The sequence below is a fragment of the Bradyrhizobium sp. S3.7.6 genome, assembly GCF_054061875.1.
Genome location: NZ_JBSSEQ010000001.1, coordinates 689891 through 715491, shown reverse-complemented (window position 1 = coordinate 715491; position 25601 = coordinate 689891). Strand labels below are relative to the sequence as shown.

Annotated in this window: 24 protein-coding genes; 5 read left to right on the top strand and 19 right to left on the bottom strand. The window is 64.5% G+C overall.

Annotated features, from left to right (window positions below; genetic code table 11):
* Window positions 1-169 precede the first annotated feature (169 nt).
* Entirely contained in the window at window positions 170-1252 is a 1083-nt protein-coding gene (locus ACVJ5M_RS03380) for a DUF2336 domain-containing protein (protein WP_063980136.1), read from the top strand.
* A 134-nt stretch (window positions 1253-1386) separates the two neighbouring features.
* On the opposite strand, the gene trmB is transcribed toward ACVJ5M_RS03380, so the two are convergent.
* The 13 genes from trmB to tsaB all read right to left on the bottom strand — a co-directional run bounded on the left by trmB (window position 1387) and on the right by tsaB (window position 12713).
* Window positions 1387-2097 carry a tRNA (guanosine(46)-N7)-methyltransferase TrmB gene (gene trmB, locus ACVJ5M_RS03375; RefSeq protein WP_063980135.1) on the bottom strand — a complete coding sequence of 237 codons (711 nt, stop codon included), beginning with the start codon at window positions 2095-2097 and terminating at the stop codon, window positions 1387-1389.
* Window positions 2094-3251, bottom strand: coding sequence for a M20 family metallopeptidase (locus tag ACVJ5M_RS03370; protein WP_283017888.1), 1158 nt, complete (start codon window positions 3249-3251; stop codon window positions 2094-2096). The genes trmB and ACVJ5M_RS03370 overlap by 4 nt, the downstream gene beginning before the upstream one ends.
* Window positions 3252-3337: 86 nt before the next feature.
* Window positions 3338-3751, bottom strand: coding sequence for a helix-turn-helix domain-containing protein (locus ACVJ5M_RS03365; RefSeq protein WP_008131807.1), 414 nt, complete (start codon window positions 3749-3751; stop codon window positions 3338-3340).
* A gap of 219 nt (window positions 3752-3970) precedes the next feature.
* A complete protein-coding gene (lnt, locus tag ACVJ5M_RS03360; RefSeq protein ID WP_063980133.1) occupies window positions 3971-5584 on the bottom strand; it encodes an apolipoprotein N-acyltransferase in 1614 nt (537 codons plus the stop codon).
* A complete protein-coding gene (locus tag ACVJ5M_RS03355) occupies window positions 5581-6699 on the bottom strand; it encodes a hemolysin family protein (RefSeq protein WP_063980132.1) in 1119 nt (372 codons plus the stop codon). Before ACVJ5M_RS03355 ends, lnt begins: the two co-directional genes overlap by 4 nt.
* A gap of 1 nt (window position 6700) precedes the next feature.
* On the bottom strand, window positions 6701-7189 hold the full coding sequence (ybeY, locus tag ACVJ5M_RS03350) for an rRNA maturation RNase YbeY (RefSeq protein ID WP_223153827.1): 489 nt from the start codon (window positions 7187-7189) through the stop codon (window positions 6701-6703).
* 82 nt (window positions 7190-7271) lie between these two features.
* Window positions 7272-8267: a PhoH family protein gene (locus ACVJ5M_RS03345; protein WP_063980131.1), complete on the bottom strand. Its 996-nt coding sequence runs from the start codon at window positions 8265-8267 to the stop codon at window positions 7272-7274.
* Between the two features lie 64 nt (window positions 8268-8331).
* Window positions 8332-9726: a tRNA (N6-isopentenyl adenosine(37)-C2)-methylthiotransferase MiaB gene (miaB, locus tag ACVJ5M_RS03340; RefSeq protein WP_063980130.1), complete on the bottom strand. Its 1395-nt coding sequence runs from the start codon at window positions 9724-9726 to the stop codon at window positions 8332-8334.
* A 154-nt stretch (window positions 9727-9880) separates the two neighbouring features.
* The gene (locus ACVJ5M_RS03335) at window positions 9881-10288 is read right to left on the bottom strand and encodes a hypothetical protein (RefSeq protein WP_063980129.1); all 408 of its coding nucleotides are present in this window, start codon (window positions 10286-10288) and stop codon (window positions 9881-9883) included.
* Between the two features lie 16 nt (window positions 10289-10304).
* Complete coding sequence (locus ACVJ5M_RS03330; RefSeq protein WP_063980128.1) at window positions 10305-10988, bottom strand: HAD family hydrolase; 684 nt, start codon at window positions 10986-10988, stop codon at window positions 10305-10307.
* A 52-nt stretch (window positions 10989-11040) separates the two neighbouring features.
* Window positions 11041-11496: a Fur family transcriptional regulator gene (locus ACVJ5M_RS03325; RefSeq protein WP_028150589.1), complete on the bottom strand. Its 456-nt coding sequence runs from the start codon at window positions 11494-11496 to the stop codon at window positions 11041-11043.
* 39 nt (window positions 11497-11535) lie between these two features.
* The gene (rimI, locus tag ACVJ5M_RS03320; RefSeq protein WP_063980127.1) at window positions 11536-12021 is read right to left on the bottom strand and encodes a ribosomal protein S18-alanine N-acetyltransferase; all 486 of its coding nucleotides are present in this window, start codon (window positions 12019-12021) and stop codon (window positions 11536-11538) included.
* Entirely contained in the window at window positions 12018-12713 is a 696-nt protein-coding gene (gene tsaB / locus ACVJ5M_RS03315) for a tRNA (adenosine(37)-N6)-threonylcarbamoyltransferase complex dimerization subunit type 1 TsaB (RefSeq protein ID WP_063980126.1), read from the bottom strand. Before tsaB ends, rimI begins: the two co-directional genes overlap by 4 nt.
* 306 nt (window positions 12714-13019) lie before the next feature.
* On the opposite strand from tsaB, the gene ACVJ5M_RS03310 reads away from it, so the two are divergent.
* The gene (locus ACVJ5M_RS03310) at window positions 13020-14705 is read left to right on the top strand and encodes a methyl-accepting chemotaxis protein (RefSeq protein ID WP_063980125.1); all 1686 of its coding nucleotides are present in this window, start codon (window positions 13020-13022) and stop codon (window positions 14703-14705) included.
* A 110-nt stretch (window positions 14706-14815) separates the two neighbouring features.
* On the opposite strand, the gene ACVJ5M_RS03305 is transcribed toward ACVJ5M_RS03310, so the two are convergent.
* The 4 genes from ACVJ5M_RS03305 to murJ all read right to left on the bottom strand — a co-directional run bounded on the left by ACVJ5M_RS03305 (window position 14816) and on the right by murJ (window position 18969).
* Window positions 14816-15385: a NifU family protein gene (locus tag ACVJ5M_RS03305; protein ID WP_063985958.1), complete on the bottom strand. Its 570-nt coding sequence runs from the start codon at window positions 15383-15385 to the stop codon at window positions 14816-14818.
* Window positions 15386-15685: 300 nt separating this feature from the next.
* Entirely contained in the window at window positions 15686-16180 is a 495-nt protein-coding gene (locus ACVJ5M_RS03300) for a universal stress protein (protein ID WP_063980124.1), read from the bottom strand.
* 110 nt (window positions 16181-16290) lie between these two features.
* Complete coding sequence (gene trpS, locus ACVJ5M_RS03295) at window positions 16291-17343, bottom strand: tryptophan--tRNA ligase (RefSeq protein ID WP_063980123.1); 1053 nt, start codon at window positions 17341-17343, stop codon at window positions 16291-16293.
* 75 nt (window positions 17344-17418) lie between these two features.
* Window positions 17419-18969, bottom strand: coding sequence for a murein biosynthesis integral membrane protein MurJ (murJ, locus tag ACVJ5M_RS03290; RefSeq protein WP_063980122.1), 1551 nt, complete (start codon window positions 18967-18969; stop codon window positions 17419-17421).
* A 125-nt stretch (window positions 18970-19094) separates the two neighbouring features.
* On the opposite strand from murJ, the gene ACVJ5M_RS03285 reads away from it, so the two are divergent.
* The gene (locus ACVJ5M_RS03285) at window positions 19095-20096 is read left to right on the top strand and encodes an adenosine kinase (protein WP_063980121.1); all 1002 of its coding nucleotides are present in this window, start codon (window positions 19095-19097) and stop codon (window positions 20094-20096) included.
* A 141-nt stretch (window positions 20097-20237) separates the two neighbouring features.
* On the opposite strand, the gene ACVJ5M_RS03280 is transcribed toward ACVJ5M_RS03285, so the two are convergent.
* Together ACVJ5M_RS03280 and ACVJ5M_RS03275 are read right to left on the bottom strand one after the other, a co-directional pair.
* On the bottom strand, window positions 20238-21932 hold the full coding sequence (locus tag ACVJ5M_RS03280; RefSeq protein WP_063980120.1) for an AMP-binding protein: 1695 nt from the start codon (window positions 21930-21932) through the stop codon (window positions 20238-20240).
* Window positions 21933-22125: 193 nt separating this feature from the next.
* The gene (locus tag ACVJ5M_RS03275; protein ID WP_354099473.1) at window positions 22126-23319 is read right to left on the bottom strand and encodes a serine hydrolase domain-containing protein; all 1194 of its coding nucleotides are present in this window, start codon (window positions 23317-23319) and stop codon (window positions 22126-22128) included.
* Between the two features lie 347 nt (window positions 23320-23666).
* Between ACVJ5M_RS03275 and ACVJ5M_RS03270 the strand changes: the two genes are divergently transcribed.
* Together ACVJ5M_RS03270 and ACVJ5M_RS03265 are read left to right on the top strand one after the other, a co-directional pair.
* The gene (locus ACVJ5M_RS03270) at window positions 23667-23987 is read left to right on the top strand and encodes a hypothetical protein (RefSeq protein WP_028150598.1); all 321 of its coding nucleotides are present in this window, start codon (window positions 23667-23669) and stop codon (window positions 23985-23987) included.
* Window positions 23988-24099: 112 nt separating this feature from the next.
* Complete coding sequence (locus ACVJ5M_RS03265) at window positions 24100-25593, top strand: NAD-dependent succinate-semialdehyde dehydrogenase (RefSeq protein WP_063980118.1); 1494 nt, start codon at window positions 24100-24102, stop codon at window positions 25591-25593.
* Window positions 25594-25601: the final 8 nt, after the last annotated feature.

The following is a 25601-nucleotide window of genomic DNA, read 5'->3' as shown; positions in this document are numbered from 1 at the left end:
GTCCTCCCGGACAAGGCCCATCGCGGGAAAGACGAGGCTTTTTGCGCCCGGCCTGTGGCCCCCCCCCCCGCGCAACGCTTCCTTCATCTAGCAGGCCTAAATTCCCTGATTGTGGGGCGGCTTGGACCAAGGGCGCACCCGCGGCGTGCCCTGTACGAGTTGCGTTTTCATGACCGCTGCCACGTCGCTCATTCCCGGACTGGACGAGATCGTCAAACGCGGCGACCCCCGGCGTCGCGGTGAGATCGCGCGCGCCATCGCCCAACTGTTCTTCCAGGACGCCGAGAAGCTCCGTCCCGATCTCGTCGATCTCTTCGACAATCTGCTGATCGATCTCGTTCCGCATGCCGAGCTTGCCTCGCGCGTCGACCTCGCCGAGCGCTTCTCGCGCCTGAACAATGCGCCGCCGCATCTGGTGAGCCAGCTCGCGCGCGAAAACGAGATCATGGTGGCGGGCCCTGTGCTGCGCCGCTCGCCGGTGCTCGACGACGCCGCTCTCGTCGAGATCGCGCGGCTGAAGGGTCAGGGCCATCTGCTGGCGATGACCGAGCGCCCCGCACTGTCGGCCGCCATCACCGACGTGCTGGTCGAGCGCGGCGATCGCGACGTGGTGCGTCGCGCCGCGGGCAATGCCGGCGCGGAGTTCTCGCAAGGCAGCTATTCCGAGCTGATCAAGCGTGCGTCGCAGGACGGCGTGCTGACGCTCAAGATCGGCCAGCGCAACGATCTCTCGGGCGAGCACCTGAAACAGCTGCTCGACGGCACGCTCGACGTCATCCGCCGCCGCCTCTCGAGCGTGGTCAATCCCGTGCGCCAGGTCGAGATCAAGCGCGCCATGGCGGCGATCGAGGAGGCCGCGCTGCCGCCGGGGCCGCGCCGCGATTTCTCGGCGGCACAGCGCACGGTGCTGACCTTGCATCGCGAGGGTCATCTCGGCGAGAGCGCGCTGCTCGGCTTCGCCAAGGCGCTCAAATATGAGGAATCGATCGCCTCGCTCGCGGCGATGTCCGGTGTCCGCCTCTCGATCCTCGATCGCCTGGTCGCGGGCGACCGCTACGATCCGATTCTGATTCTGGGGCGCGTGCTCAATCTCGGCTGGCCCACGGTGCGCGCGCTGATCCTGATGTGGTACGGCCCGCATCGCACGCCGGCTGATGCCGATCTCGAGCAGGCGCGCGTGAACTTCACGCGCCTGATGCCGTCAACGGCCGAGCGCGTCGTGAAATTCTGGCGCAACCGCCAGACGATCTAATCAAAGTACGGATCTTCGTCGTCATGGCCGGGCTTGTCCCGGCCATCCACGTTCTTGCTGCCCACAGGAGGAAAGTACGTGGATGCCCGGGACAAGCCCGGGCATGACGATTATCGATGGATCGCGCGAAGAATCTATGCGCGCCTGAACCGCAGATATGTGGTCTTGCGCCCTTCGCGCGTGGCCTTCCGGCCGTAGCGCGTCATGGTGTAGCCGTCCCATGGCCGACGGAAATCGTCGGCGCATTGGGCGAGCCACTGAAAATCCGTCGACCGCGACAGATGCATCAGCGTCCACGCGCAGTAATCGTCGATATCGCAGACGAAACGGAATTCGCCGCCCGCCTTCAGCACGCGTGCCATCGCGGCGATGGTGCGGTCCTGGACGAAGCGCCGCTTCCAGTGCCGCCGCTTCGGCCAGGGATCGGGATGGATCAGGTCGATCCGCGACAGCGATGCCTGCGGCAGCCAGGCCAGGAGCTCGGCGGCATCGCCCGCGAACAGGCGGATGTTGCCGATGTTGGCGGCCTCGATCTGCGCGAGGATCTTTGCCATGCCGTTGACATAGGGCTCGCAGCCGATGAAGCCGGTCGTGGCGAAGTTCTGGGCCTCGGCCGCAAGATGCTCGCCGCCGCCGAAGCCGATCTCGAGCCGGACATCGTCGGCCGCGGGATCGAAGATCTCGTTGGCATTCGCCGGCTTCTCGCCCTCGATGTCGAGTGAAAGATGCGGCAGTAGATGATCGATCAGCTCGGCCTGGTGCTGCCTGAGCTTGTGGCCCTTGCGGCGCCCAAAGAAGGCGCGTTCGCTGTCATCGCGATCGGGATCTGATTTTCGTTCGCTCATCGCAGCGTCTGGTACAGGCGATGGAGCAGCCGCGCGCGGGGTTCGAGCGACGAGAGGTAGATCTGCTCATAATGGGTGTGTGCGCCCTTGCCGTCGACGCCGAGTCCATCGAGCGTTGCGGTGTGGGCGGCGGTGAAATTGCCATCCGAGCCGCCGCCGGTGTGGGTGTCGATCAGCTCGAAGCCGATCTCGGTGGCAAGCGACTTCGCATGCTCGTACAGCGAGGCGCCTGCATTGCTCTTCTCGTAGGGCGGACGGTTGAGTCCGCCCGTGACCTTGACCGTGACGCCATCCGTCTTCGACCTCAGCCCGAGGATCTTGCCGACGAACTCCTCCGCGTCGGCAAAGCTCGGCACGCGCAGGTCGACTTCGGCATAGGCCTCCTCCGGCGTGACGTTGGGACGCGTGCCGCCGCGTGCCACGCCGACATTCACCGTGACGCCGCGTGCCAGATCGTTCATCGCTTCCAGCGCCAGGATGACGTTGGCAAGCTCGCGGATCGCGCTGCGGCCATCCTGGGGCCGCGTGCCGGCATGTGCGGGCACACCCTTGATGAATACTTCGAATCGTCCGACGCCCTTGCGCCCGGTGACGATCTTGCCGCCGTCGCGCGCGGGCTCCGTCACCAGCACGTATTTGGCCTTGCGCCCTTCCGCCTCGATCAGCGCGCGCGAGGTCGGGCTGCCGATCTCCTCGTCGGAGGTGAACAAATGGGTGATGCCGAGCGGCGAGCGATCGCCGGCGGCGCAGAGCGCGCGAAAGGCGTGATGGGCGATATAGGCGCCGCCCTTCATGTCGTAGATGCCGGGACCGAACGCGCTGTCGCCCTCGACCTTGAACGGCAGGCGCTCGATGAATCCCATGGGATGAACGGTATCGAGGTGGCTCAGCACCAAAATGCCCGGCCGGTCCTGGCCCCAGGTCGAGCGTGCAGCGAGATGATCGCCGCAGCCATCGACGCCGGCGACGCGCTCGAGCGTAACCGGCAGATCGCGGTATTGCTCCGCGACCACGGAGATCAGCTTGTTGACCTGTTCAGGTGTGTCCGTCGGCGTCTCGATCTCCACCCAGCGGCGGATGCCATCGAGAATAGTTTGTGAATCGAACCAATTGGACTTGGTCATGAACGCATCTGTGCCTTTGAACCGCATCATCGAAGAGGGCGCGCACCAAAAACGCGCCCGCAAATGACGACATAGGCCAGATTTGACGCAGTCTCAAATCGGATTGAGCCGTCGCGTCAGCGTTTGTCGGGACCTTCGCGGGCGGCGATCTGCTCGACGAGATCGACGATCGAGCGGCGCATCTTCGAATCAGTGATTCGGGTGAACGCCTTGGTCAGAGCGAGACCTTCGGAGGTCGCGAGGAAGTCCGACACATACGACGGCGAGGCGCCTTCGGCGAAGCCGTCCGGGCCAGCTACGCCGCTCGGTCCGCCCTCGAACAGGAACGACACCGGCACCTGCAGAATCTCGGCGATCTGCTGGATGCGGCTTGCGCCGACGCGATTCGTGCCCTTCTCGTACTTCTGGATCTGCTGGAAAGTCAGGCCCAAAGCTTCACCGAGCTTTTCCTGGCTCATGCCCAACATGATGCGGCGCATACGCACGCGGCTGCCGACATATTTGTCAACAGGGTTGGGCGCTTTCGACATTTCCTCAGCCTCCAAACATCACCTTCGGCGCAATCACAAGAATGCCTCCGGTGCCAGCAGCGTCAAAATCAAACCCTGTTATTGGGAAACATTGCGGAGAAATTTAGCAACGCCCACTGTCTTTTGCAGCCGGTGCAGAATGAGGAGGGCGCGTGCAGTCTGTCAACCGTGGGACTACGGTTGTCAAAGGATTCCGGTCGCGGCGGCCGCGAGGCGTGATCAGGGGTGCCGTTTGGCAACACGTCGGCGGACCGCCAGAAACACGGCCAGCGCAACGAGCATGGCTGCGGGCACGTCGCCCACCCGCGCATAGACGGTCGGCGGAATTGCGGCGGGCAGGTTTGCATCCAAAATGCCTTCGACGCCGAGGCCGAGGCTGGCAACGGTTCGTCCCACCGGATCGATCACCGCTGACACGCCGGTATTGGCGGACCGGACCAGCGGCAATCCGAGCTCGATCGCACGCATCCGGGCCTGCTCGAGATGCTGATAGGGACCGGTCGATATGCCGAACCAGCCGTCATTGGTGAGGTTCACGATCCAGCCCGGACGCTCATTGCGGCCGGCGACCTCGCCTGGAAAAATTGCTTCGTAACAGATCAGCGGCAGCGCGGGCGGCGCGCCGGGCACCGATAGCGCATGTCGCACGCTGCCCGGAATGAATCCGCCGCGCACGCGCGTGAGTTGCTCAAAGCCGAGCTTCTCCATCAAGTCCTGGTAGGGCAGGAATTCGCCGAACGGCACGAGGTGCAGCTTGTCATAGACCGAAAGCACGCTGCCGTCGTGATCGATCACGTAGATCGAGTTGTAGGCGCGCGTGATCGGCGTGCCCCGCGGCAGGTCGGGGGCGCGAACCGAGCCCGTGATCAGCACCGTACCCTTCGGCAGCAGCTCGGCGATCTGCGCCATCGCGTCGGCTTCGCGGGTCAGGAAGAACGGAAAGGCGGATTCCGGCCAGATCAGGATGGTGGCATCGCGCACGCCGGTCGATTGCGGCCCCGAGGCGCGGTCCGACAGCGCCAGGTATTTCTTCATCACCTCCGCCTTGGCGGCGTAGTTGAATTTCGCGTCCTGCTGGAGGTCCGGCTGCATCAGGCGCAGCTTCGCGCCCGCGACCATCGTGGTCGGATGCAGCGACAGGCGGATCGCGCCGAAGATGCTCATGACAATCAGAAGGGCAATCGCAGCAGCCGGCGCGCGCCATGCCGGGCGGCGATCGGGCGTACGGTCGATCAGCGCCGCCGGGCTTGCGAAGATCGCAACGCTAAGGAACGTCATGCCCCACAGGCCGATCAGCGACGCTGTCTGCGCCAGCGGCAGCGGCTCTGACAGGGCATAGCCGAACGCGTTCCAGGGGAAACCGGTCAATGCGTGACCACGCAGCCATTCGGCGATGGTGAGACTTGCGGCGAGCGCGAGGATGCGCGTGGCATCCTTGGTCCAGAGCAGGCGGGCCAGCGCGAATCCGATCGCGGTGAAGATGGAGAGATAGGCCGGCAGGCCAAGCACGGCGAACGGCGTCAGCCACGCGAACACGTCGGCGTCGACGAAGAAGGCGTAGCCGATCCAGTAGAGGCCGGGGACGAAATAGCCGAGCCCGAACCAATAGCCCGTCAGTGCCGCGGCAGGGACGCCGCGATATCGTCCGGCGCCCGCGCCGTCGATCAGCCAGACCAGCACCGGGAAGGTGATGAATAGCACCGGAAAGACATTGAATGGCGCCAGCGCCAGCACCGACAGCGCACCGCATCCCATCGCGATGAGCGCACGCTTCCATCCCCAGGTGAGGATGATGGCAAGCGCAATCTGCCGAAACCGCTGGAACGGGCTCACTGCGAACCGGTCCCGTCGCTTGGCGGCGGGACGGGCGTGTCGCTGGAAGGCGGTTGACCGCTCTCCGGCGTGGCTTCGCGGCGGCGGCTCTCGCGCTGGGTACGCGGCGCAGGGCGCTCCTTCCGTGTCGAGATGCGCAGCCGCTTGACGCGGCGCGGATCGGCATCGAGCACCTCGATCTCGTAATGGCCGGGGCCGGAGATCACCTCGCCGCGCACCGGCAGGCGCCCGACGAAGCTGACGAGATAGCCGCCGAGCGTCTCGACTTCCTCACCCGCCTCGCCGGTGACGAAATCCTCTCCGATCACCGTGCGGACGTCGTCGAGGCTGGCGCGGGCGTCTGCAATGAAGGCGTTGTCGGGCAGCCGCACGATCGAGGGCGGCTCGTCGCTGTCATGCTCGTCGTCGATCTCGCCGACGATCTGCTCGACGATGTCCTCGAGCGAAACCAGTCCGTCGCTGCCGCCATATTCGTCGACCACCAGCGCCAGATGAATGCGCGTCGCCTGCATCTGCGCCAGCAGGTCGATCGCCCGCATCGACGGCGGCACGTAGAGCAGCTTGCGGATGATGCGCGCATCCTGCAGCGGTAGCGCCAGGTCGACCGTACGCAGGTCGAGGCCGGCCGGCAGCGGTTTCTTGCGCTTGGTTTTCGTGGCCTCGGACACCCGTGCGCGCGCGGTCATGAAAGCGAGCAGATCGCGGATGTGGACGATGCCGACGGGGTCGTCCAGCGTCTCGTTGTAGACGACGAGACGCGAATGGCCGGCGCTCTCGAAGCGGTCCATCAATTCGCCGAGCGGGATGTCGCGCTTCACCGCGATGATGTCGGCACGATGCACCATGACGTCGGCGATGCGGCGCTCGTGCAGACCGAGGATGTTGCGCAACATGGTGCGCTCGACGGTCGAGAAGCCGGTGTCGTCAGGCGTCGTGGCATCGAGCACGACCTGGAGATCGTCGCGCACCGATCCCGCCTTCCAGCCGAACAGGGTGCGAATGGCACGCAGCAGCCAGCCTTCCGCGGTCGGCCGCATCACCTCGCCTGATGTCACCACGACCGGCAAATTGGCGGTATTGCGCGGATTGTCGTGAATAGGGTCGGAATCGGGCATCTCAATGCGTCCCCGGGCGGTCTGCATAGGGATCGGGTATGCCGAGATGAGACAGGATCTCTCGTTCGAGCGCTTCCATCTCCTCCGCGTCGCCATCGTTCTCGTGATCGTAGCCGACCAGGTGCAGGAAACCATGCACGGCGAGATGGCTCAAATGATGATCGAACGGCTTCTGTTCCTCGTCCGCCTCGCGCCGCATGGTCTCGTAGGCGATCGCGATGTCGCCGAGCATGCGCGGCGCATCGCCTTCCTTCCACTCGCCCTCCGGCTGGAGCGCGGGAAACGACAGCACGTTGGTCGGCTTGTCGATGCCGCGCCAGTTGCTGTTGAGCGTACGGATACCGGCATCATCGGTCAGCATCACGGCCACTTCGGCGTCGGCAACGTCCTCGTCGACACTCTCGGCGGCGGCCGCCACCGCACGCTGGATCACCGCTTCGGAATCGGGTTCGCGCTGCCAGCAATCGGCAACGACGAGGACCTCGGTCATGGGAAGGTTTGGATGTGACATCTTGTCTGTTCGGAACCAAAGGACGCCCTGTCCGCGCCCGTATGGTCCGGTTGTTGTCTCGTCAGGATTTACCGGCGGCCGGCCGCTGCGGCTGCCCCTCATAGGCAGAGACGATTCGTGCCACGAGCTCGTGGCGGATCACGTCCTCGGCTTTGAAATGAACTTGTGCAATACCTTCGACGCCGCCCAGCAGGCGCGTCGCTTCCGCAAGGCCCGAAGTCTGGCCGTTCGGCAGGTCGATCTGCGAGGGATCGCCGGTCACGATCATGCGGCTGTTCTCGCCGAGACGGGTCAAGAACATCTTCATCTGCATAGACGTGGTGTTCTGCGCCTCGTCCAGGATGATCGCGGCGTTGGTCAGCGTGCGGCCGCGCATGAAGGCGAGCGGCGCGATCTCGATCTCGCCGGTCTGGAGCGCCCGCTCGACGATGCGCGCGTCCATGAGATCGTAAAGCGCGTCGTAGATCGGACGGAGATACGGATCGACCTTCTCGCGGAGATCGCCGGGCAAAAAGCCGAGCCGCTCGCCGGCCTCGACCGCCGGACGCGACAGGATGATCTTGTCGACTTCCTTGCGCTCGAACAGCTGCGCGGCATGCGCGACCGCGAGCCAGGTCTTGCCGGTGCCGGCGGGGCCGATGCCGAACACCAGCTCGTGGCGCTTCAGCGCGCGGATGTAGGAATCCTGCGCGGCAGTGCGTGCGCGCACCGGGCGCTTGCGCAAATTGATGCTGTCGAAGGTGGATTTGGCCGATTTGGCGTCGAATTCGAACAGCGAGCCCTGTGCGATCACGGCGCGGATCGCGCCTTCGACTTCGCCCTGGTCGAGATCCTGCCCCTTCACGGCCTGCGCGTAGAGTGTCTCCAGCACGCGGCGCGCGGCGTCGCAGCCGTCGCGCGTGCCGCCGATGGTGATGTGGTTGCCCTTGGAGTCGACCACGACGCCGAGCCGCCGCTCGATCTGGGCGAGATGCTGGCCGTAGGGGCCGACCAACGCGGATGCGGCGCGGTTGTCGTCGAAGTCGATGACGACCTGGGTCTCGGGCGGAACTTGCATGTCGCGGTCAAATTTGCGGCTGGGAGCGAACGAAGACGAATCCGATGCGCTTTTTGGCAAGGGTTCAGGCTCCAATGGCTTGCGATAAAGCGGGCTCGCGCGCGTTACGCGGCGTCACGAGCTCACCGAGGAAACTATAGCGTTCGAGGCTGTCGATCCGGACCGGCAGGATTTGTCCGATGATGTCGGGCGAGGCCATCACATGCGCAGGCTGGAGGAAGGCAGTGCGGCCGACGATCTGGCCCTCCTTGCGGGCCGGACGCTCGAACAGCACATCGACCGTTGAGCCAATCGCGGCCTTGTTGAAGGCCGATTGCTGGCTGTCGATCAGTTCCTGGAGCCGCTCCAATCGCTGGTCCATCTCGGCGGGGGACACCGTCTCCTGCATATCCGCGGCCGGCGTTCCCGGCCGGGCGGAGTATTTGAACGAATATGCGGCAGCGTAGCCGATTTGCGTGACAAGCGCGAGGGTGGCGAGAAAATCTTGCTCGCTTTCACCGGGGAAGCCCACGATAAAATCTGATGAAAAAGCAATGTCTTGGCGCGCGGACCGGAAACGGTCGATGACACGCCGATAATCATCGGCGGTATGTTTCCGGTTCATGGCGGCAAGAATCCGGTCCGAACCCGACTGCACCGGCAGGTGCACGAACGGCATCAGCTCGCCGAGATCGCGATGGGCTGCAATCAAACTGTCATCGACATCGCGGGGATGGCTGGTCGAATAGCGCAGCCGCGCGATGCCGGGAATCTTCGCCAGATGTTCGAGCAATCGGCCGAGCGGCCAGCTTGTCCCGTCCGGTCCCTCGCCATGATAGGCGTTGACGTTCTGCCCGATCAGCGTGAGCTCCCGGACGCCGTTGTCAGTCAGCCGCTTCACGTCATCGACGATCTTCGCCACGGGACGCGAGACTTCGGCGCCGCGCGTATAGGGCACCACGCAGAAGGTGCAGAATTTGTCGCAGCCCTCCTGCACCGTGACGAAAGCGGAAATGCCGCGCGCGCGGATTGCATCGGGTTTTGGCTGGGCCAGGAAGCCGAACTTGTCAGCCGCGGGAAATTCGGTCTCGATCGCGCGGCCTTCGTCGCGCGCTCGCTTCAACAACTCCGGAAGGTGATGATAGCTCTGCGGGCCGACCACGACGTCCACCACCGGCGCGCGGCGCGTGATCTCAGCACCCTCGGCCTGCGCCACGCAGCCCGCCACCGCGATCTGCATCGCCCGGCCCCCGCGCGCGGCCTCGTCCTTGGCAACCCGCAGCCGGCCAAGCTCGGAATAGACCTTTTCGGAGGCCTTCTCGCGGATATGGCAGGTGTTGAGGATGACGAGGTCGGCATCCTCCGCGTTGGCCGTCTCCACGAATCCTTCCGGAGCCAGCGTGTCCACCATGCGCTGGGCATCGTAGACGTTCATCTGGCAGCCATATGATTTGATGTGCAGCTTGCGCGGCGGCGTCATGGAACCCGGAATTGAGGTGGAGGACGCCCCTCAGATATAGGCTGGAGGGGCGAAAATCCAGCGAATGGAGCCCTCAACGGGATTCCGGGCGCTCCCAAAGGGGAGACAGGTCCCAAAACCCCTCGAATCGGGCCCGCCTGGCGTGGATCCAGCACTACACGCGAGGGGCGGCGAGCCATTCCGGAAAAAACTCTTCCTGCGCGTCGACCGAGGCCGGGGTCACATCAGGCCCGGTGTCGAAGATTTCGACGAGGTCGGCCATGCGCGCATGGACACCTTTCTTCATCCGGTATGCCTTCAGCCCGGCTCCCATGTCCCTCGCCATTGCGGACGGATACACATTGAGGCTGGCGCCGTAGCAGAATGGGATAAGCCCTTCACGCTCGAGCTGACGGCGGATCAAGCACAGGGCCTCGAAGAAATCGGGGGCTTCAGCTTCGATCATCTTTCCGCGATAGGTGCAGGTCAGCTTGCAGACGACAGGATCAATTTCGTACTCGGTGATTACTGCCCTTTCGTCGTTACTGCCGCCGATCAGAGCGATGTTGTGTTGCTCGTCCATGGTCCCGACACGCTCTTTACGACCGAAGCTCGGCCATACCGACGTTTCGCTGGACCAACTCCGGCAACTGATGCATGTCGGCAAAGGTCAGGTCGGCCCCGGCCTTGCGCAGGGTCTCGGCATGGCCGTCCCCGCAATGGCTGCCCCCATGGAAGCCGAACACGGTCATGCCGGCCGCTCGCGCCCCGGCGATGCCGGCCAGGCTGTCCTCGATCACGACGCAGCGCTCGGGCGCCACGCCCATTTCCTTGGCCGCGAACAGGAACAGGTCCGGTGCCGGCTTGCCGTTCTTGACCTGCGAGGCCGAGAAGATGTTCGGCGCGAGGCGCTCATAGAGGCCCGTGCTTCCCAGGCTCACCTGCATGCGCTGATGCGAGCCGCTCGAGGCGACGCAGACGGCCTGCGTGACGACATCGAGCACATCGTGGATGCCGCGGATCGCTTCGAGGTCGGCTTCGAACGAGCGGAACAGCTCGTCCTGCAGATCGCTGTGATAGGCCTCGGGCAATTTGCGACCGAGCTCGGTCTCGATCTCCAGATTGGCCTGCCGCGTCGAGCGACCGAGGAAGCGCGCGAATACCTGCTCCGAGGTGATGGAATAGCCGTGCCGCGTGAGTACATCGGCATGGGCGCGACAGGAGATCACCTCGCTGTCCACGAGCACGCCGTCGCAATCGAAGATGATGAGATCTATAGGCACGAGGGCATGATCCGGAAAAGTGTGAAGCGGTTTTCCGACAAGATCATGCCACTTAAGACGTCGGCTTGTCGTCGTCGAGCGGGACGCAATAGAGCTCGAGCCGATGGTCGACCAGCTTGTAGCCGAGCTTGCGGGCGATCTCCGCCTGCAGCTTCTCGATCTCCTCGGAGGTGAACTCGATCACCTTGCCGTCGCGCAGATTGATGAGGTGGTCGTGATGGCTGTCGCGCATCGTCTCGTAGCGCGCGCGGCCCTCGCGGAAATCATGGCGCTCGATGATGCCGGCATCCTCGAACAGCTTGACGGTGCGATACACGGTCGAGATCGAGATCTTGTCGTCGACGGCGACGCAGCGCCGGTACAGTTCCTCGACGTCGGGGTGGTCGACCGATTCCGCCAGCACGCGGGCGATGACACGGCGCTGCTCGGTCATGCGCATGCCGGTGGCGGCGCAGCGAGCCTCGATGCCGGTCGCCTTGGAGGCGGAGGAAGGTTTAAGTCCAGTCATAGTGTGTCTGCCTGACGGGGGCGCTTTCTGCCATCAATGTTACGACAAGTCACGTCGCATCAGAAGTGCGTTCAATTGTTCCCCGTTGGGCTGCTTATAGTAGCGTTCGCGGCGCCCGACCACCATGAATCCGGCCCGATCGTAGAGCCGCCGCGCCGGCTGGTTATTTTCCTCGACTTCGAGAAATATTGTGCGCACGCCGCGCCCTGCGAGGTGGCCGAGATGCGTCATCAGCAGCGTGCCGGACAGCCCGCGGCCGCGGTGAGCCTGGTCGACCGCGATGGAGAGGATTTCCGCTTCGTCCGCGCCGATCCGCGACACCGCGAATCCGATGGTCTTGCGGCCGAGCCGCAACCGGTGCACGAGCGTGTTGCGCTCGCCGATCATGCCTTCGAACTCGCCTTCGCCCCAGCCGCGGGCAAAGGATTGTCCGTGCAGCTGCGCCAGCCGCGCGGCGTCGCGCGTGGAGGCCGGCTCGACGGCGGCCGTGCCGCCGCGCCACCATTCCGAAAGCCATCTCATCATGAGGTTGCGGCTTGTGCTGCGAACGGTGGCTGTGCGGCCGGCTTTGCGTCGGGTGCCTTCAGATAGAACGGCCGCGCCGGCGTGGTTTCGGGATTGGCCGCGGCGCCGAGCCAGGCGACCCAGCCGATGTCGGGCGCGGGCTGGGCGTCGACCGCAACGGGTTGCGGACCGTCCTTCGGCCAGCGATCGGCGAGGATCTTTGCGGCATTGCCGACCAGATGCGGCGCACCGAATTGCGAGGCCGCGATCGCCGCGTCAATTGGCACGACGCTCGGCCGCACCAGCGGGCTACCGTCGCCGGCTACGATCTGGAAGTAGACGTGATCGTGCCGCGCATCGATCGCCGAGATCACCGGCGCCGTTCCGCTCTGGCCGACGACGGTGGCGGCATAGGCCGAAAGCGTCGTCAGCCCGACCGCGGGCCGCTTCGCCGCAAGCGCAAGGCCGCGCGCCGCCGAAATGCCGACCCTCAGGCCCGTGAAGCTTCCGGGACCGACGGTGACGGCGATGCGGTCGAGCGAGGTGAAGGCAAGATCGGCCGATTGCATCACACGCGCGATCATCGGCATCAGCGCTTCGGCGTGGCCGCGCTTCATCAGAAGCGATTCCTCCGCAAGCAGCTGGACGGCGTCGGTGTCGAGAACGGCAGCCGCGCACGCTTCCAGCGCGGTATCGATGGCAAGGATCAGCATCGAATCAGCTTAGTCGGTCGAGCCGCGGTCGAACCAGTCCAAGTTTGATTTCTCGACAGGCGCACGATCGGCCCCGTAATTCTACGTGGACGCGAAGGCGACAAAATTTTCGCTCCCCATTTTCGATGCGGATGCATCAATTTGCAACCTTAGAGATAGCTAAGTGATTGAAATGTTGGCATTTTAAGTAATCATTAGCAAACCAATGACACCGTCAACGGGCGGGAGAGTGAGTCAACGACGACTCAGACGGGGCGCTTTGGCAGATCAAGCCGCGCCTGTTCGGTCATTTGGAAGGGTTCATTTATGTCTTTTTGGCGAAGCGGTTCTTCGGCTAGGGAGGCTTTGGCTCAGGTCATTGCACTCGGCAAGTCGCAGGCGGTCATCGAATTTAATCTCGACGGCACCATTATCACGGCCAACCAGAATTTCCTGGACGCGATGGGCTACCGGCTCGACGAGATCGCCGGCAAGCACCACAGCATGTTCGTGATGCCGGAGGAGCGGGGCAGCGCGGCCTATCGCGAGTTTTGGGCGCAGCTCGGCCGCGGCGCATATCAATCAGCCGAATACAAGCGGCTCGGCAAGGGCGGCCGCGAGATCTGGATCCAGGCGTCCTACAATCCGATCATCGACGAGGCCGGCAAGCCGGTGAAGGTCGTCAAGTTCGCGACCGACATCACCGCGCGCAAGATCCGCAGCCTCGAAGATGCCGGCAAGATTTCCGCGATCGGCCGCGCCCAGGCGGTGATCGAGTTTAATCTCGACGGCACCATCATCACCGCCAACGAGAATTTCCTGAGCACGGTGGGGTATCGGCTCGACGAGATCCAGGGGCAGCATCACAGCATATTCGTGGGGGCAGGTGAGCGCGATAGCGCAGCCTATCGCGAATTCTGGGCCAAGCTCGGCCGCGGCGAATTCCAGTCCGGCGAATACAAGCGCTTCGGCAAGGGCGGCAAGGAGGTCTGGATTCTCGCTTCCTACAATCCGATCCTCGATGAGACCGGCAAGCCGTTCAAGGTGGTGAAGTTCGCGACCGACGTCAGTGCGCAGAAGCTGTCGAATGCGAATTTTGCCGGGCAGATCGAGGCGATCGGCAAGTCGCAGGCCGTGATCGAGTTCAGCATGGACGGTAAGGTTTTGACAGCCAACGAAAACTTCCTCGGCGCGCTCGGCTATACGCTGTCCGAGATCGTCGGCAAGCATCACAGCATGTTCGTGGGCACTGACGAGCGCGACAGCGAAGCCTATCGGGCCTTCTGGGCCAGGCTGAACGCCGGTGAATTCCAGTCCGGCGAATATCAGCGCGTCGGCAAGGGTGGCCGGCAGGTCTGGATCCAGGCCTCCTACAACCCGATCCGCGACCTCAACGGCAATCCGTTCAAGGTCGTGAAATACGCCTCCGACACCACCGCCCAGGTGATCGCGCGCAAGCGCAGCGAGAAGGTGCGCGATATGATGGAATCGGTCGCCGCTGGCGCCGAGGAGCTCAACGCCTCGGTGCGCGAGATTGCCGAGGCAATGACGCGCTCGCGCGAGACCGCATCGACCGCGGTCGATCGGGTCGAGGCGGCGGACCATCAGGCGCAGCGGCTGACGCAGGCGGCGGAGTCGATGAGCATGATCGTGCAGCTGATCGGCAGCATCACCGGTCAGATCAATCTGCTGGCGCTGAACGCCACCATCGAATCCGCGCGCGCCGGCGAGGCCGGTCGCGGCTTTGCCGTGGTGGCATCTGAAGTGAAGAACCTCGCCAATCAGGCCAAGCAGGCCGCCGACCGGATCGAGCAGGAGATCGGCAATCTGAACGGCATCTCGGTCGACGTGGTCGCCGCGCTGGGGGCGATCCGGGGCGCGATCGAGGGCGTCAGCGAATATGTGTCGTCAACGGCCGCCGCCGTCGAGGAGCAGAGCACCGTCACCAGCGAAATGTCGGCGAGCATGCGCAAGGCCGCGGAAGAGGCGGCGAGCATCGGCCAAGCGGCGTAGGAGAGATCTCGTAGGGTGGGCAAAGCGAAGCGTGCCCACCTCTTCTTTTCGCGATGATTGCATGGTGGGCACGGCGCAAGCGCGCCTTTGCCCACCCTACGGCACTTCGCCTACATCGGCCGAACTTCGACCACGTCGGGCACGAAATGCTTCAGCAAATTCTGAATGCCGTGCTGGAGCGTCGCGGTCGACGACGGGCAGCCGGCGCATGAGCCCTTCATGTTGAGATAGACGATCCCGTCCTTGAAGCCGCGGAAGGTGATGTCGCCGCCGTCATTGGCGACCGCGGGCCGCACGCGGGTCTCGATCAGATCCTTGATCATGTCGACCGTCTCGGCATCGGACTCGTCGAAGAACTCATCCTCGTCGTCGAGATCGGCATCGCTTGGAGCCGCGCCATCGGCGAGCAACGGCGCGCCGGACATGTAGTGCTCCATGATGGCGCCGAGGATCGCGGGCTTGAGCTGCTGCCATTCACCGTTCGCCTTGGTCACGGTGATGAAATCCGATCCATAGAACACGCCGGTGACGCCGGGCACGTCGAACAGCTTTTCGGCCAGCGGCGAGCGCGTGGCCGATTCGCGGCTCGAAAATTCCATCGGGCCGCCGTCGACGACGACGCGGCCGGGAATGAACTTCAGCGTGGCGGGATTGGGGGTGGCTTCGGTTTGAATGAACATGGTTTTCTCCAGACGTCGCCGGTTCAAGGCCGGCGCGCAAGCTATCCAGTAGCAGATGGCGACGGGGAACGCACGGTCAAGGGGTGGGTAGGACGTTTCGTTGCGATATCAGCGGGTTAGGACACTTTAATATTCCCGCGCCGTCATGGCCGGGCTTGACCCGGCCATCCACGCCTTGCTTCGTGGCGCCAAGAACGTGGATGCCCGGGCCTTCGCCGCGCCGAAGCGGCTTCGGCCGCGCAGGCGGGACAAGCCCGGGCATGACGGATATCTGGTTGGCCGCAGTCCAGATAGGGACGCCTACGACAGCGAATCCACGCTTCCATCGCTCAGCGCGCCCGAGATGATCGTCACCGGCACCGGGAACGTGCCCAGTTCATGCGCCAGCAGCGAGACCAGCGGTCCCGGACCCTCCGCGCCGGGATTGGCGGCGAGCACCAGCATGGCGATGTCAGGGTCCTCGTCGATCACGGCGAGCAGTTGTTCCATTGCATCGCCTTCGCGGATCACCCGCTCCGGCGTGATCGCGGCGATGCCGTTGGCGCGGCCGGCGGCGCGGTCGAGCGCGGCTTCCGCCGCCTCCTGCGCCTCGGCGCGCATGATCTCGGCCACCCCGAGCCATTCCTGACTCTGCTGCTCGGGCTCGATGATGCGCAGCATGACCACACCGCCGCCGGCGCGGATCGCCCAGCGGCTGGCATAGTAGACCGCGCGATCCCATTCGGCGGTGTCATCGACGATCACGAGGCATTTGGGCTTGTGACCCGGCTCGAAGCAAAGTCGCTTGCTGGTCATGCATGTCCCGGAATGTGCACGGCCGGCATGCTGCCACACTCCCTCACGCTTGGGGAGAGGAGAAGCTGCCGGCGCAGTGGGCGCCGGCCGGGTCTCGCAAATGCGGGAAATCAGCGCCGGCGGATGAAGCCGACGATGTCCTTCGAGAGCTTCATGGTCTCGTCGGCGATCGCGCGGGCCCGGTCGGCGCCATCGTTCAGGATCGCGTCGATATGGCCGGGGTCGGCGACGAGGCGCTTCATCTCGCCGGCGATCGGCGAGAGTTTCGTGACGCACAGATCCACCAGCGCATTCTTGAAGCTGGAGAACTGGCCGCCGCCGAATTCGCGCAGCACGTCAGCCTTGGAGCGGCCGGAGAGCGCGGCGAAGATGCCGACGAGATTGTCGGCCTCGGGGCGCGCTTCCAAGCCCTTTTCCTCTGACGGCAGCGGCTCCGGATCGGTCTTCGCCTTGCGCACCTTCTGCGCGATGGTGTCGGCGTCGTCGGTCAGATTGATGCGCGAATTGTCGGACGCGTCCGACTTCGACATCTTCTTGGTGCCGTCGCGCAGGCTCATCACGCGCGTCGCGGGGCCCGTGATCAGCGGCTCCGGCAGCGGGAAGAACAGGCCGTCATTGGCGCCGAGGTTGCGGATCGAGTCGCCAAAGTCGTTGTTGAACTTCTGCGCGATGTCGCGAGAGAGCTCGAGATGCTGCTTCTGGTCCTCGCCGACCGGAACGTGGGTGGCGCGGTACAGCAGAATGTCGGCGGCCATCAGCACGGGATAGTCGAACAGACCCACGGAAGCGTTCTCGCGGTCCTTGCCGGCCTTCTCCTTGAACTGGGTCATGCGGCCCAGCCAACCCATGCGCGCGACGCAGTTGAAGATCCAGGCGAGCTCGGCGTGGCCGGAGACCTGGCTCTGGTTGAACACGATGTGCTTCTTCGGATCGATGCCGCTCGCGATGAACGCCGCGGTCACCTCGCGGGTGTTGCGCGCGAGCTCGACCGGTCCGCCCCAGACGTCCACGCCTTGCGTGATTGCGTGCATGTCGACGACGCAATAGATGCAGTTGTGGGTTTCCTGCATCTTCACGAAGTTGACGATCGCGCCGAGGTAATTGCCGAGATGCAGATTGCCCGTCGGCTGGACGCCCGAAAAGACCCGTTCAACGAATGCCATGGTAAGTCTTCCTGGAAGGTATTCGGCCGTCGTTTCCAACAGCGGCGCTGCCCCGTCAAGGGTAATTCGATGGCGTCAAGCCTCGGACTCGGTCCGGGCCGGGCGCTTCAGCGCGTTAGCCGCCTCGCGCCACGAGGCCGCGCCGAGGACCTGCAGGAGCACGCCATAGACGGCGATTCCGGCTGCGATCTGCACGCCCAGGACGATGAAGCGGATCAGCCCATGCGCCTCGGCGGGCGTCAGACCGGTCGTGAGCCAAAGCAGGGCGCCCATGGCAGCCGCGGCGAGCATGATCCGCGGCAGCCGGTTGCGGGCGGCCGCATCGACCGAGAAGCCGAACTCGCTGGTGCCTTTCCGCAGCAGCGAGATCGCGCTGCTCCAGGCGCCGGCCGCGATGCTGGCAGCGATTCCGCTCGCGCCAAGGACGTGTCCGAGCACGACAGCGAGGGCGATCGCGACCACAAAGCCCTTGGCGGTCGCCAGCAGCGGCGTCATCGTGTCGCTGCGGGCAAAGTAGGCCGGCGACAGCGCCTTGATCAGCACATGCGCCGGCAGGCCCAGCGCCAGCCACATCAGCGCATGTGCGGTGGCCGTGCTGTCGTCCGCGCCGAATGCGCCATGCTCGAACAACAGTCGCACGATCGGTTCGGCCAGAACGATCAGGCCGAGCGTCGCGGGCAGCGCCAGCCCGGTCGCCAGTTCCAGCGCGCGCGATTCCGCATGCGCCACGGCGTCACGGTCGCCGCTACGCACCGCGCGCGTCAGCTCCGGCACCAGCACCGTGCCCATCGCGACGCCGACGATACCGAGCGGCAGCTCGATCAGGCGGTTGGCGAAATAGAGCCAGGACACGGCGGAGGGCGTTGCAGAGGCGATGATCGCGCCCGCGACCATCAGCCATTGCGGGCCCGAGCTTGCGATCATGCCGGGGATTGCCTTGGCGAAAAAGCCGCGCATCTCCTGGTCGAAGCTGATCCGCAGCGGCGTCGCCAGTCGCGCGCTTCGCTGCGACAGCAGCATCAGCAATTGCAGCAGTCCGGCCACGCCGACGGTCGCCGCCAGCATCCATGCTGCGAAGCCGGCGTCGGCATGCCAGACGAGCAGCATCGCAATGGCCGCAATCAGCGCGATGTTGAACAGCAGCGGCGAGAATGCTGTGAGTGCAAAGCGCCCCTGCGCATTGAGCAGCCCCATCAGCACGGTGACAGGTCCGGCGAAGGCGAGATAGGGCAGCATCAGCCGCGCGTTCGCGACGGCAAGATCGAGCGTGCCGCTGCCGAGAAAACCCGGCGCGATGATCGTGATGATCAATGGCATCAACAGCGCAATCACGATCGAGATCGCGATCAGCGCCGCGCTGACCGTGCCGAGCACGCGTCCGGCGAAGGCGGAAGCGGCCGCTTCGCCGTCGCGGTCACGGACGCGTAGCCAGGCCGGGATCAGGGCAGCGTTCAGCGCCCCCTCGCTGAGCAGTCGCCGAACCACATTGACGAGCTGAAACGCGGCCAGAAACGCATCGGCCACCGCGCCCGTGCCCAACAGTGCAGCAATCATCGAATCGCGTGCAAAACCAAGCAGCCGCGAGGCCAGTGTTCCCGTTGAAACTGTCAGGAAAGAGCGGATCATTGCGCCGACATAATACCGTTGCTTGCCCGCTTGGGGCCGGTCGTGATAGGCCGCGAGCCAGATTTCAGACCGACAGGAAGCGGATTTCCGCGGGTATCGCAATCCGCCAAACAGGATCAAGGTGAATGGCTGACGTGAAATATGACGTTCTCGGCATCGGCAACGCGCTGTTCGACGTGCTGGTCCGGACTGACGAGGCTTTTCTGGCCAAACACGCCATGACCAAGGGCAGCATGTCCCTGATCGACGAGGCGCGGGCCGCCGCCATCTACAAGGACATGGGCCCGGCGACCGAAGTCTCGGGCGGCTCGGCCGCCAACACCATCGTCGGCATCGGCAGCCTCGGGGCACGCGCGGCCTATGTCGGCAAGGTCAAGGACGACCAGATCGGCAAGCTCTATGTCCACGACATCCGCGCCGCCGGCGTCGCCTTCAACACGCCCGCCGCGAAAGACGGCCCTGCGACCGGCTGTTCCTACATCCTGGTCACTGATGACGGCGAGCGCACCATGAACACCTATCTCGGTGCCGCACAGGACCTGTCGCCCGCCGACATCGATCCGGCCGAGATCGCGTCGGCCGGCATCGTCTATCTCGAAGGCTATCTCTGGGATCCGAAGAACGCCAAGGACGCCTTCGTCAAGGCGGCCCAGATCGCGCATGATGCCAAGCGCAAGGTGGCGCTGACGCTGTCGGATTCGTTCTGCGTCGACCGCTATCGCGACGAATTCCTCGGGCTGATGCGCAACGGTACCGTCGACATCGTGTTCGCCAACGAATCCGAGCTGCATTCGCTCTACACGACCTCGGACTTCGACACCGCGCTGAAGCAGCTGCGCAACGACGTCAAGCTCGGCGTGGTCACCCGCAGCGAGAAGGGCTGCGTGGTGGTGACGCCGACCGAGGCCGTCGCCGCGCCGGCCTCGCCGATCGCGAAGCTGGTGGACACCACCGGCGCCGGTGATCTCTTCGCCGCCGGCTTCCTGTACGGTCTCGCGCGTAACCTGGCGCACAAGCAGTGCGGCGAGCTCGGCGCGCTCGCGGCTGCCGAAGTGATCCAGCACATCGGCGCGCGGCCGCAGGTGTCGCTGAAGGAGCTGGCGCAGCAGCGCGGGTTGACCGTTTAAGGAAGTCGCGCCCCAACCGCGCTGTCGTCGCCCGGCTTGACCGGGCGATCCAGTATTCCAGAGGCGGTTGTGATTTAATCGAGACGCCGCGGCGTACTGGATTCCCCGTTTTCGCGGGGAATGACAGTTGCGGCTCGCGGCCTAAGCCGTCTTCGCCGCCTTCAATCCCAGCCGCTGCTCCACCGCATCGCGCATCACGAATTTCTGGATCTTGCCGGTCACGGTCATCGGAAACTCGTCGACGAACTCCACATAGCGCGGGATCTTGTTGTGCGCGATCTGGCCGTCGCAGAACGCGCGAACCTCTTCGGCCGTCAGCGTCTCGCCCGGCCTGACGCGGATCCAGGCGCAGAGCTCCTCGCCATAGCGGGTGTCGGCCACGCCAAAAATCTGCACGTCCTGAATCTTGGGGTGGCGATACAGGAATTCCTCGATCTCGCGCGGATAGAGGTTCTCGCCGCCGCGGATCACCAGATCCTTGATGCGGCCGACGATGTTGCAATAGCCCTCGTCGTCGATGGTGGCGAGATCGCCGGTGTGCATCCAGCCATTGGCATCAAGCACGTCCGCCGTCTTTTCCTTCTCCTCCCAATAGCCCAGCATGATGCTGTAGCCGCGGGTGCAGAGCTCGCCGCGTTCGCCGCGCTTGACGATCCTGCCCTCGAGATCGACGACCTTGACCTCGACATGCGGATGAATCCGCCCGACGGTAGAGACACGCCGTTCGAGCGGGTCGTCCGTCGCGCTCTGGAAGCTGACCGGACTGGTCTCGGTCATGCCGTAGGCGATGGTGACCTCGCGCATGTTCATCTCGGTGTTGACGCGCTTCATCACCTCGATCGGGCAGGGCGCGCCCGCCATGATGCCGGTGCGCAGCGATGTCAGGTCAAACTTTGGGAATTCGGGGTGATCGAGCTCCGCGATGAACATCGTCGGCACGCCGTACAGCGCCGTGCACTTTTCCTGCTCGACCGCGCGCAGCGTCGCGAGCGGATCGAAGCCCTCGCCGGGATATACCATCGTCGTGCCGAGCGTGACGGAGGCGAGGTTGCCCATCACCATGCCGAAGCAGTGATAGAGCGGCACCGGAATGCAGATGCGATCCTGCTCGGTCAGGTGCATCGCACGTCCCGTGAAATAGCCATTGTTGAGGATATTGTGGTGCGTCAGCGTCACGCCCTTGGGCGATCCCGTGGTGCCGCTGGTGAACTGGATGTTGACGGGATCGTCGAATTGCAAGGCAGCGCCGAGTGCAGTGAGCTGCTCGCGATGCTGCGCTCCGCCCATGCGCGCGACCTCTTCGAACGGGATCGTACCTGATGCCGCGGGGCCACCGATCTGGATCACCATCCGCAAGTCCGGCAGTCGCGCTGCGTTGAGTTGTCCGGGCTTGGCGCCGGCCAGTTCCGGCAGCAGCGTGTTGAGCATCTCAATGTAATGACTGGTCTTGAACACGGTCGCCGTGACGATCGCCTTGCAGCCGACCTTGCGCAGCGCGAACTCCAGCTCGCTCAAGCGGTAGGCGGGATTGATCGTCACCAGGATCAGGCCGGCCTTGGCGGCGGCGAACTGGGTCAGCGTCCATTCCGGCCGGTTCAGCGACCAGATGCCGATCCGCTGCCCTCGCTCGAGGCCGAGCGCGAGAAAGCCGGCGGCGAGCGCGTCGACCCGTTCGGCGAATTCGGTCCAGGTCCATCGCACGCCGTGGCTAGGCGAGACCAGCGCCTCGCGATGGCCCCAGCGCCGCACGGCGCGGTCAAGGCTGCGGCCGATGGTTTCGCCGAGCAGCGGCGTGTCCGAGATGCCGCAAACATAGCTGTCGGCTTTATCAGACAATTCGAAATCCTCTCGTCAAAGATAGTCAGTGCGATCTTTTTCGGTCGTCATGCCCGGGCTTGTCCCGCCTGCGCGGCCGAAGCCGCTTCGGCGCAGCGAAGGCCCGGGCATCCACGTTCTTCGTGCAGCAAGGTCAGGCGTGGATGGCCGGGACAAGCCCGGCCATGACGTGTGGGGAGAGCTCGGCTCTCCCTTAGGCCGCCTTCTTCCCGCTGCCCGCATCGAGCCCGGCATACACGCCACGCTCGAATCCCGTGAAGGCCTCGATGCACTTGGCGTCGACGAACGGCAACACCTGCATCAGGATCACGCCGGAAACATCGCGCGCCGGGTCGATCCAGAAATAGGTGTTGGCGAGACCGGCCCAGGCGAGGCTGCCGGCGCTGCGGCCCTCCGGCGTCTTGGCAGTATTGATCAGGAAGGACAGCCCCCACTTCTTCACGATGTCGGGGAAGAGATCGACATCGTTGGTGTACATGGGCGCAACCGTCGTCATCTTGCCAATGGTGAGATCGCCGATGTGGTTCTGGCCCATCAGCGCGACCGTCTCGGGCTTCAGCACCTGGTTGCCGTTGCCGCGGCCCTTGTTGAGGATCATCTGGGTGAACTTGATGTAGTCGCCGGCACTGCCGTAAAGGCCGCCGCCGCCCATGCAAAATTCCGGATTCTGCTCGATCTCGAACGGGATCGGCGCCAGCGATCCATCCTCGCCGCGAGCATGGGTGGCGACCAGCCGCTGGCGCATGTTGTCGGTGATCTTGAAGCCGGTGTCGCTCATACCGAGCGGAGTGAAGAGATTGTCGCGCAGATAGGCATCGAGCCGCTTGCCGCTCACGGCTTCCACTGCCTTGCCGACGAAGTCGATGTTGATGCCGTATTCCCAGCGCGTACCGGGATCAGACATGATCGGCGTCTTCAGCGCGACGTCCTGGCAGGAGAAGATGTTCGGGGTTCCGGTCTTCTCCAGATAGACCGCGAGATCGCCGTTCCACACATTGTAAGCAAAACCAGCGGTGTGGGTCATGAGCTGGCGCAGCGTGATCGCGCCCTTCGCCGGCCGCAGTTTCGGTTCGCCCTTGGCATCAAAACCTTCGAGCACCTGCGGCTTGGCGAGGTCGGGCAGCACCGAACCGATCGGCGCATCCAGCGACAGCTTGCCCTGCTCGACCAGCTGCATCGCGCCTGCTGAAGTCACCGCCTTGGTCATCGAGGCGATCCAGAACACGCTGTCGTCAGTCATCGCATCGGGCTTGGACAGGTCGCGCTTGCCGAACGCGCTTTGATAGATCACGTCGTTGCCGCTGGCGGCGATCGCGACGACGCCGGGAATCTCCTTGGCGTCGCTCTTCTGGCGCAGGATCTCGTCGATCTGGGCTTTGCTTTGCATACGCGTTTCCTCCGGTTTGATGATTGTTGGAAGCGAATGATTGTCCTCCTGCACGGTCCGCGCGGCAAGCGCGTCCAGATGCCCGCGCCGGTCGCGATGTCGTGACTTGACGGTGCGTGGCGTGCGCAGGACGAGAGAGGGCTGAACTGCAACACTCCGTCACAATCTGCGGTGGATGGCCGCAACTCACCGTGACCGTGGATAGGCTCTGGCGATATGTTTCACGTGTTTGAAGCACTTGAAACATTTTGTGCGTTGCGGCGTTTCCGCACGCGGCCAATCGACGGCCAACGTTAAGACTTGATGCAAATATTGGCGGTCGTTCATGACCGCGAGGGGGACCTCAGATGATTTCGACTTGGAGCGAATGGAAGCGCTATCCCCGTCCCGGACGGGGCGACAATCTCGAGGCGCCGATTTCGCCCGGCATTTACGAGGTCCGGATCGCCGGCACCGGCGCGCTCTATTCGTTCGGCGCTGTCGATAATCTGGCGCAGGCGCTGGCGCTGCTGCCGGTGGGCTCGAAATCCTGGTTCGGGCGCCGTGACACCTCGGACGTTCCCGATCTCGAATACCGTACGTGCGCGACGTCCTCGAAGGCCGACGCCAAGGCGGCCGCCGAGCGCATGATCGGTCGGCGCGAGACGTATATGAGTGGCGCGGCATAACCGCGCCGTTGCCACTTTAACTCCCAGCAGATGTGCGTTGCGGGACGGTGCATTGCGCGCCGTCTGTCCCTATATTCGGGGCCGATCCGATCGCGCCCCGAGGAACAATGCCATGACCCCGACTGCCGCCGCACGCGCCCCGCAAGCCACGTCCAATCTGCGCGACCGGTTGAAGGATCCGTCGTTGCTGAAGGAGGCCTGCTACATCGACGGCGCCTGGGTCGGCTCGCCGGTCTTCGCGGTGAACAATCCTGCGACCGGCATCGAGCTCGCGAAGGTTCCGCAGCTTGGTGCGGACGATACGACCAAGGCGGTCGAAGCCGCCGAGCGCGCCTTTCCGGCCTGGGCCAAGCACACCGCCAAGCAGCGCTCCAACATCCTGCGTAAATGGTTCGAGCTGATCATCGCCAACCGCGAGGATCTCGCGCTGATCCTCACCTCCGAGCAGGGCAAGCCGCTCTCCGAGGCGCTCGGCGAGGTCGATATCGGTGCCGCCTATATCGAATTCTTCGCCGAGGAAGCCCGTCGCGTCTATGGCGAGACCATCCCGACGCAGCGGCCCGATGCGCGCCTGCTCGCGATCAAGCAGCCGATCGGCGTCTGCGGCGCGATCACGCCGTGGAATTTCCCGAACTCGATGATTACCCGCAAGGTTTCGCCGGCGCTGGCGGCCGGCTGCACCGTGGTGCTGAAGCCCGCCAACGAGACGCCGCTCTCGGCGCTGGCGCTGGCCGTGCTCGCCGAGAAGGCCGGCGTGCCCAAGGGCGTGCTCAACATCATCACCGGTGACGCGCCGCCGATCGGCAAGGTGCTGTGCGAGCACCCGGCGGTGCGCTTCGTCGGCTTCACCGGCTCGACCGCGGTCGGCAAGATCCTCTACCAGCAGGCCGCCGTCGGCGTGAAGCGGCTCGGCCTCGAGCTCGGCGGCAATGCGCCGTTCGTGGTGTTCGACGATGCCGATATCGATGCCGCGGTCGAAGGCGCGATCGTCTCGAAATACCGCAATATGGGTCAGACCTGCGTCTGCGCCAACCGCATCTACGCCCAGGACAAGATCTACGACGAGTTCGTGCAGAAGCTCTCGAAGAAGGTCGCGGCGATGAAGATCGGCGATGGCACCGAGAGCGGCGTCACGCAGGGCCCGCTGATCAATTTGAAAGCGGTCGACAAGGTCGAGCGCCACATCGCGGACGCCGTCAAGCGCGGCGCCAAGGTCGTCACCGGCGGCAAGCGCAGCGAGCTCGGCCGCTCCTTCTTCGAGCCGACGGTGCTTGCCGACGTCAAGTCGGACTCGCTGGTGGCGCAGGAAGAAACGTTTGGCCCGCTCGCGCCGGTGATCCGCTTCAAGGACGAAGCCGATGTGATCGCGATGTGCAACGCCTCGCCGTTTGGCTTGGCTTCGTACTTCTACTCCCGCGATCTCGGCCGCGTCTGGCGCGTCGCCGAAGCGCTGGAATCCGGCATGGTCGGCGTCAACACCGGCCTGATCACGACCGAAGTCGCGCCCTTCGGCGGCGTCAAGGAAAGCGGCCTGGGCCGCGAAGGCTCGCGTCACGGCATGGAAGAATATGTCGAGATCAAATACGTGATGATGGCGGGGGTTTAAGACCGTCG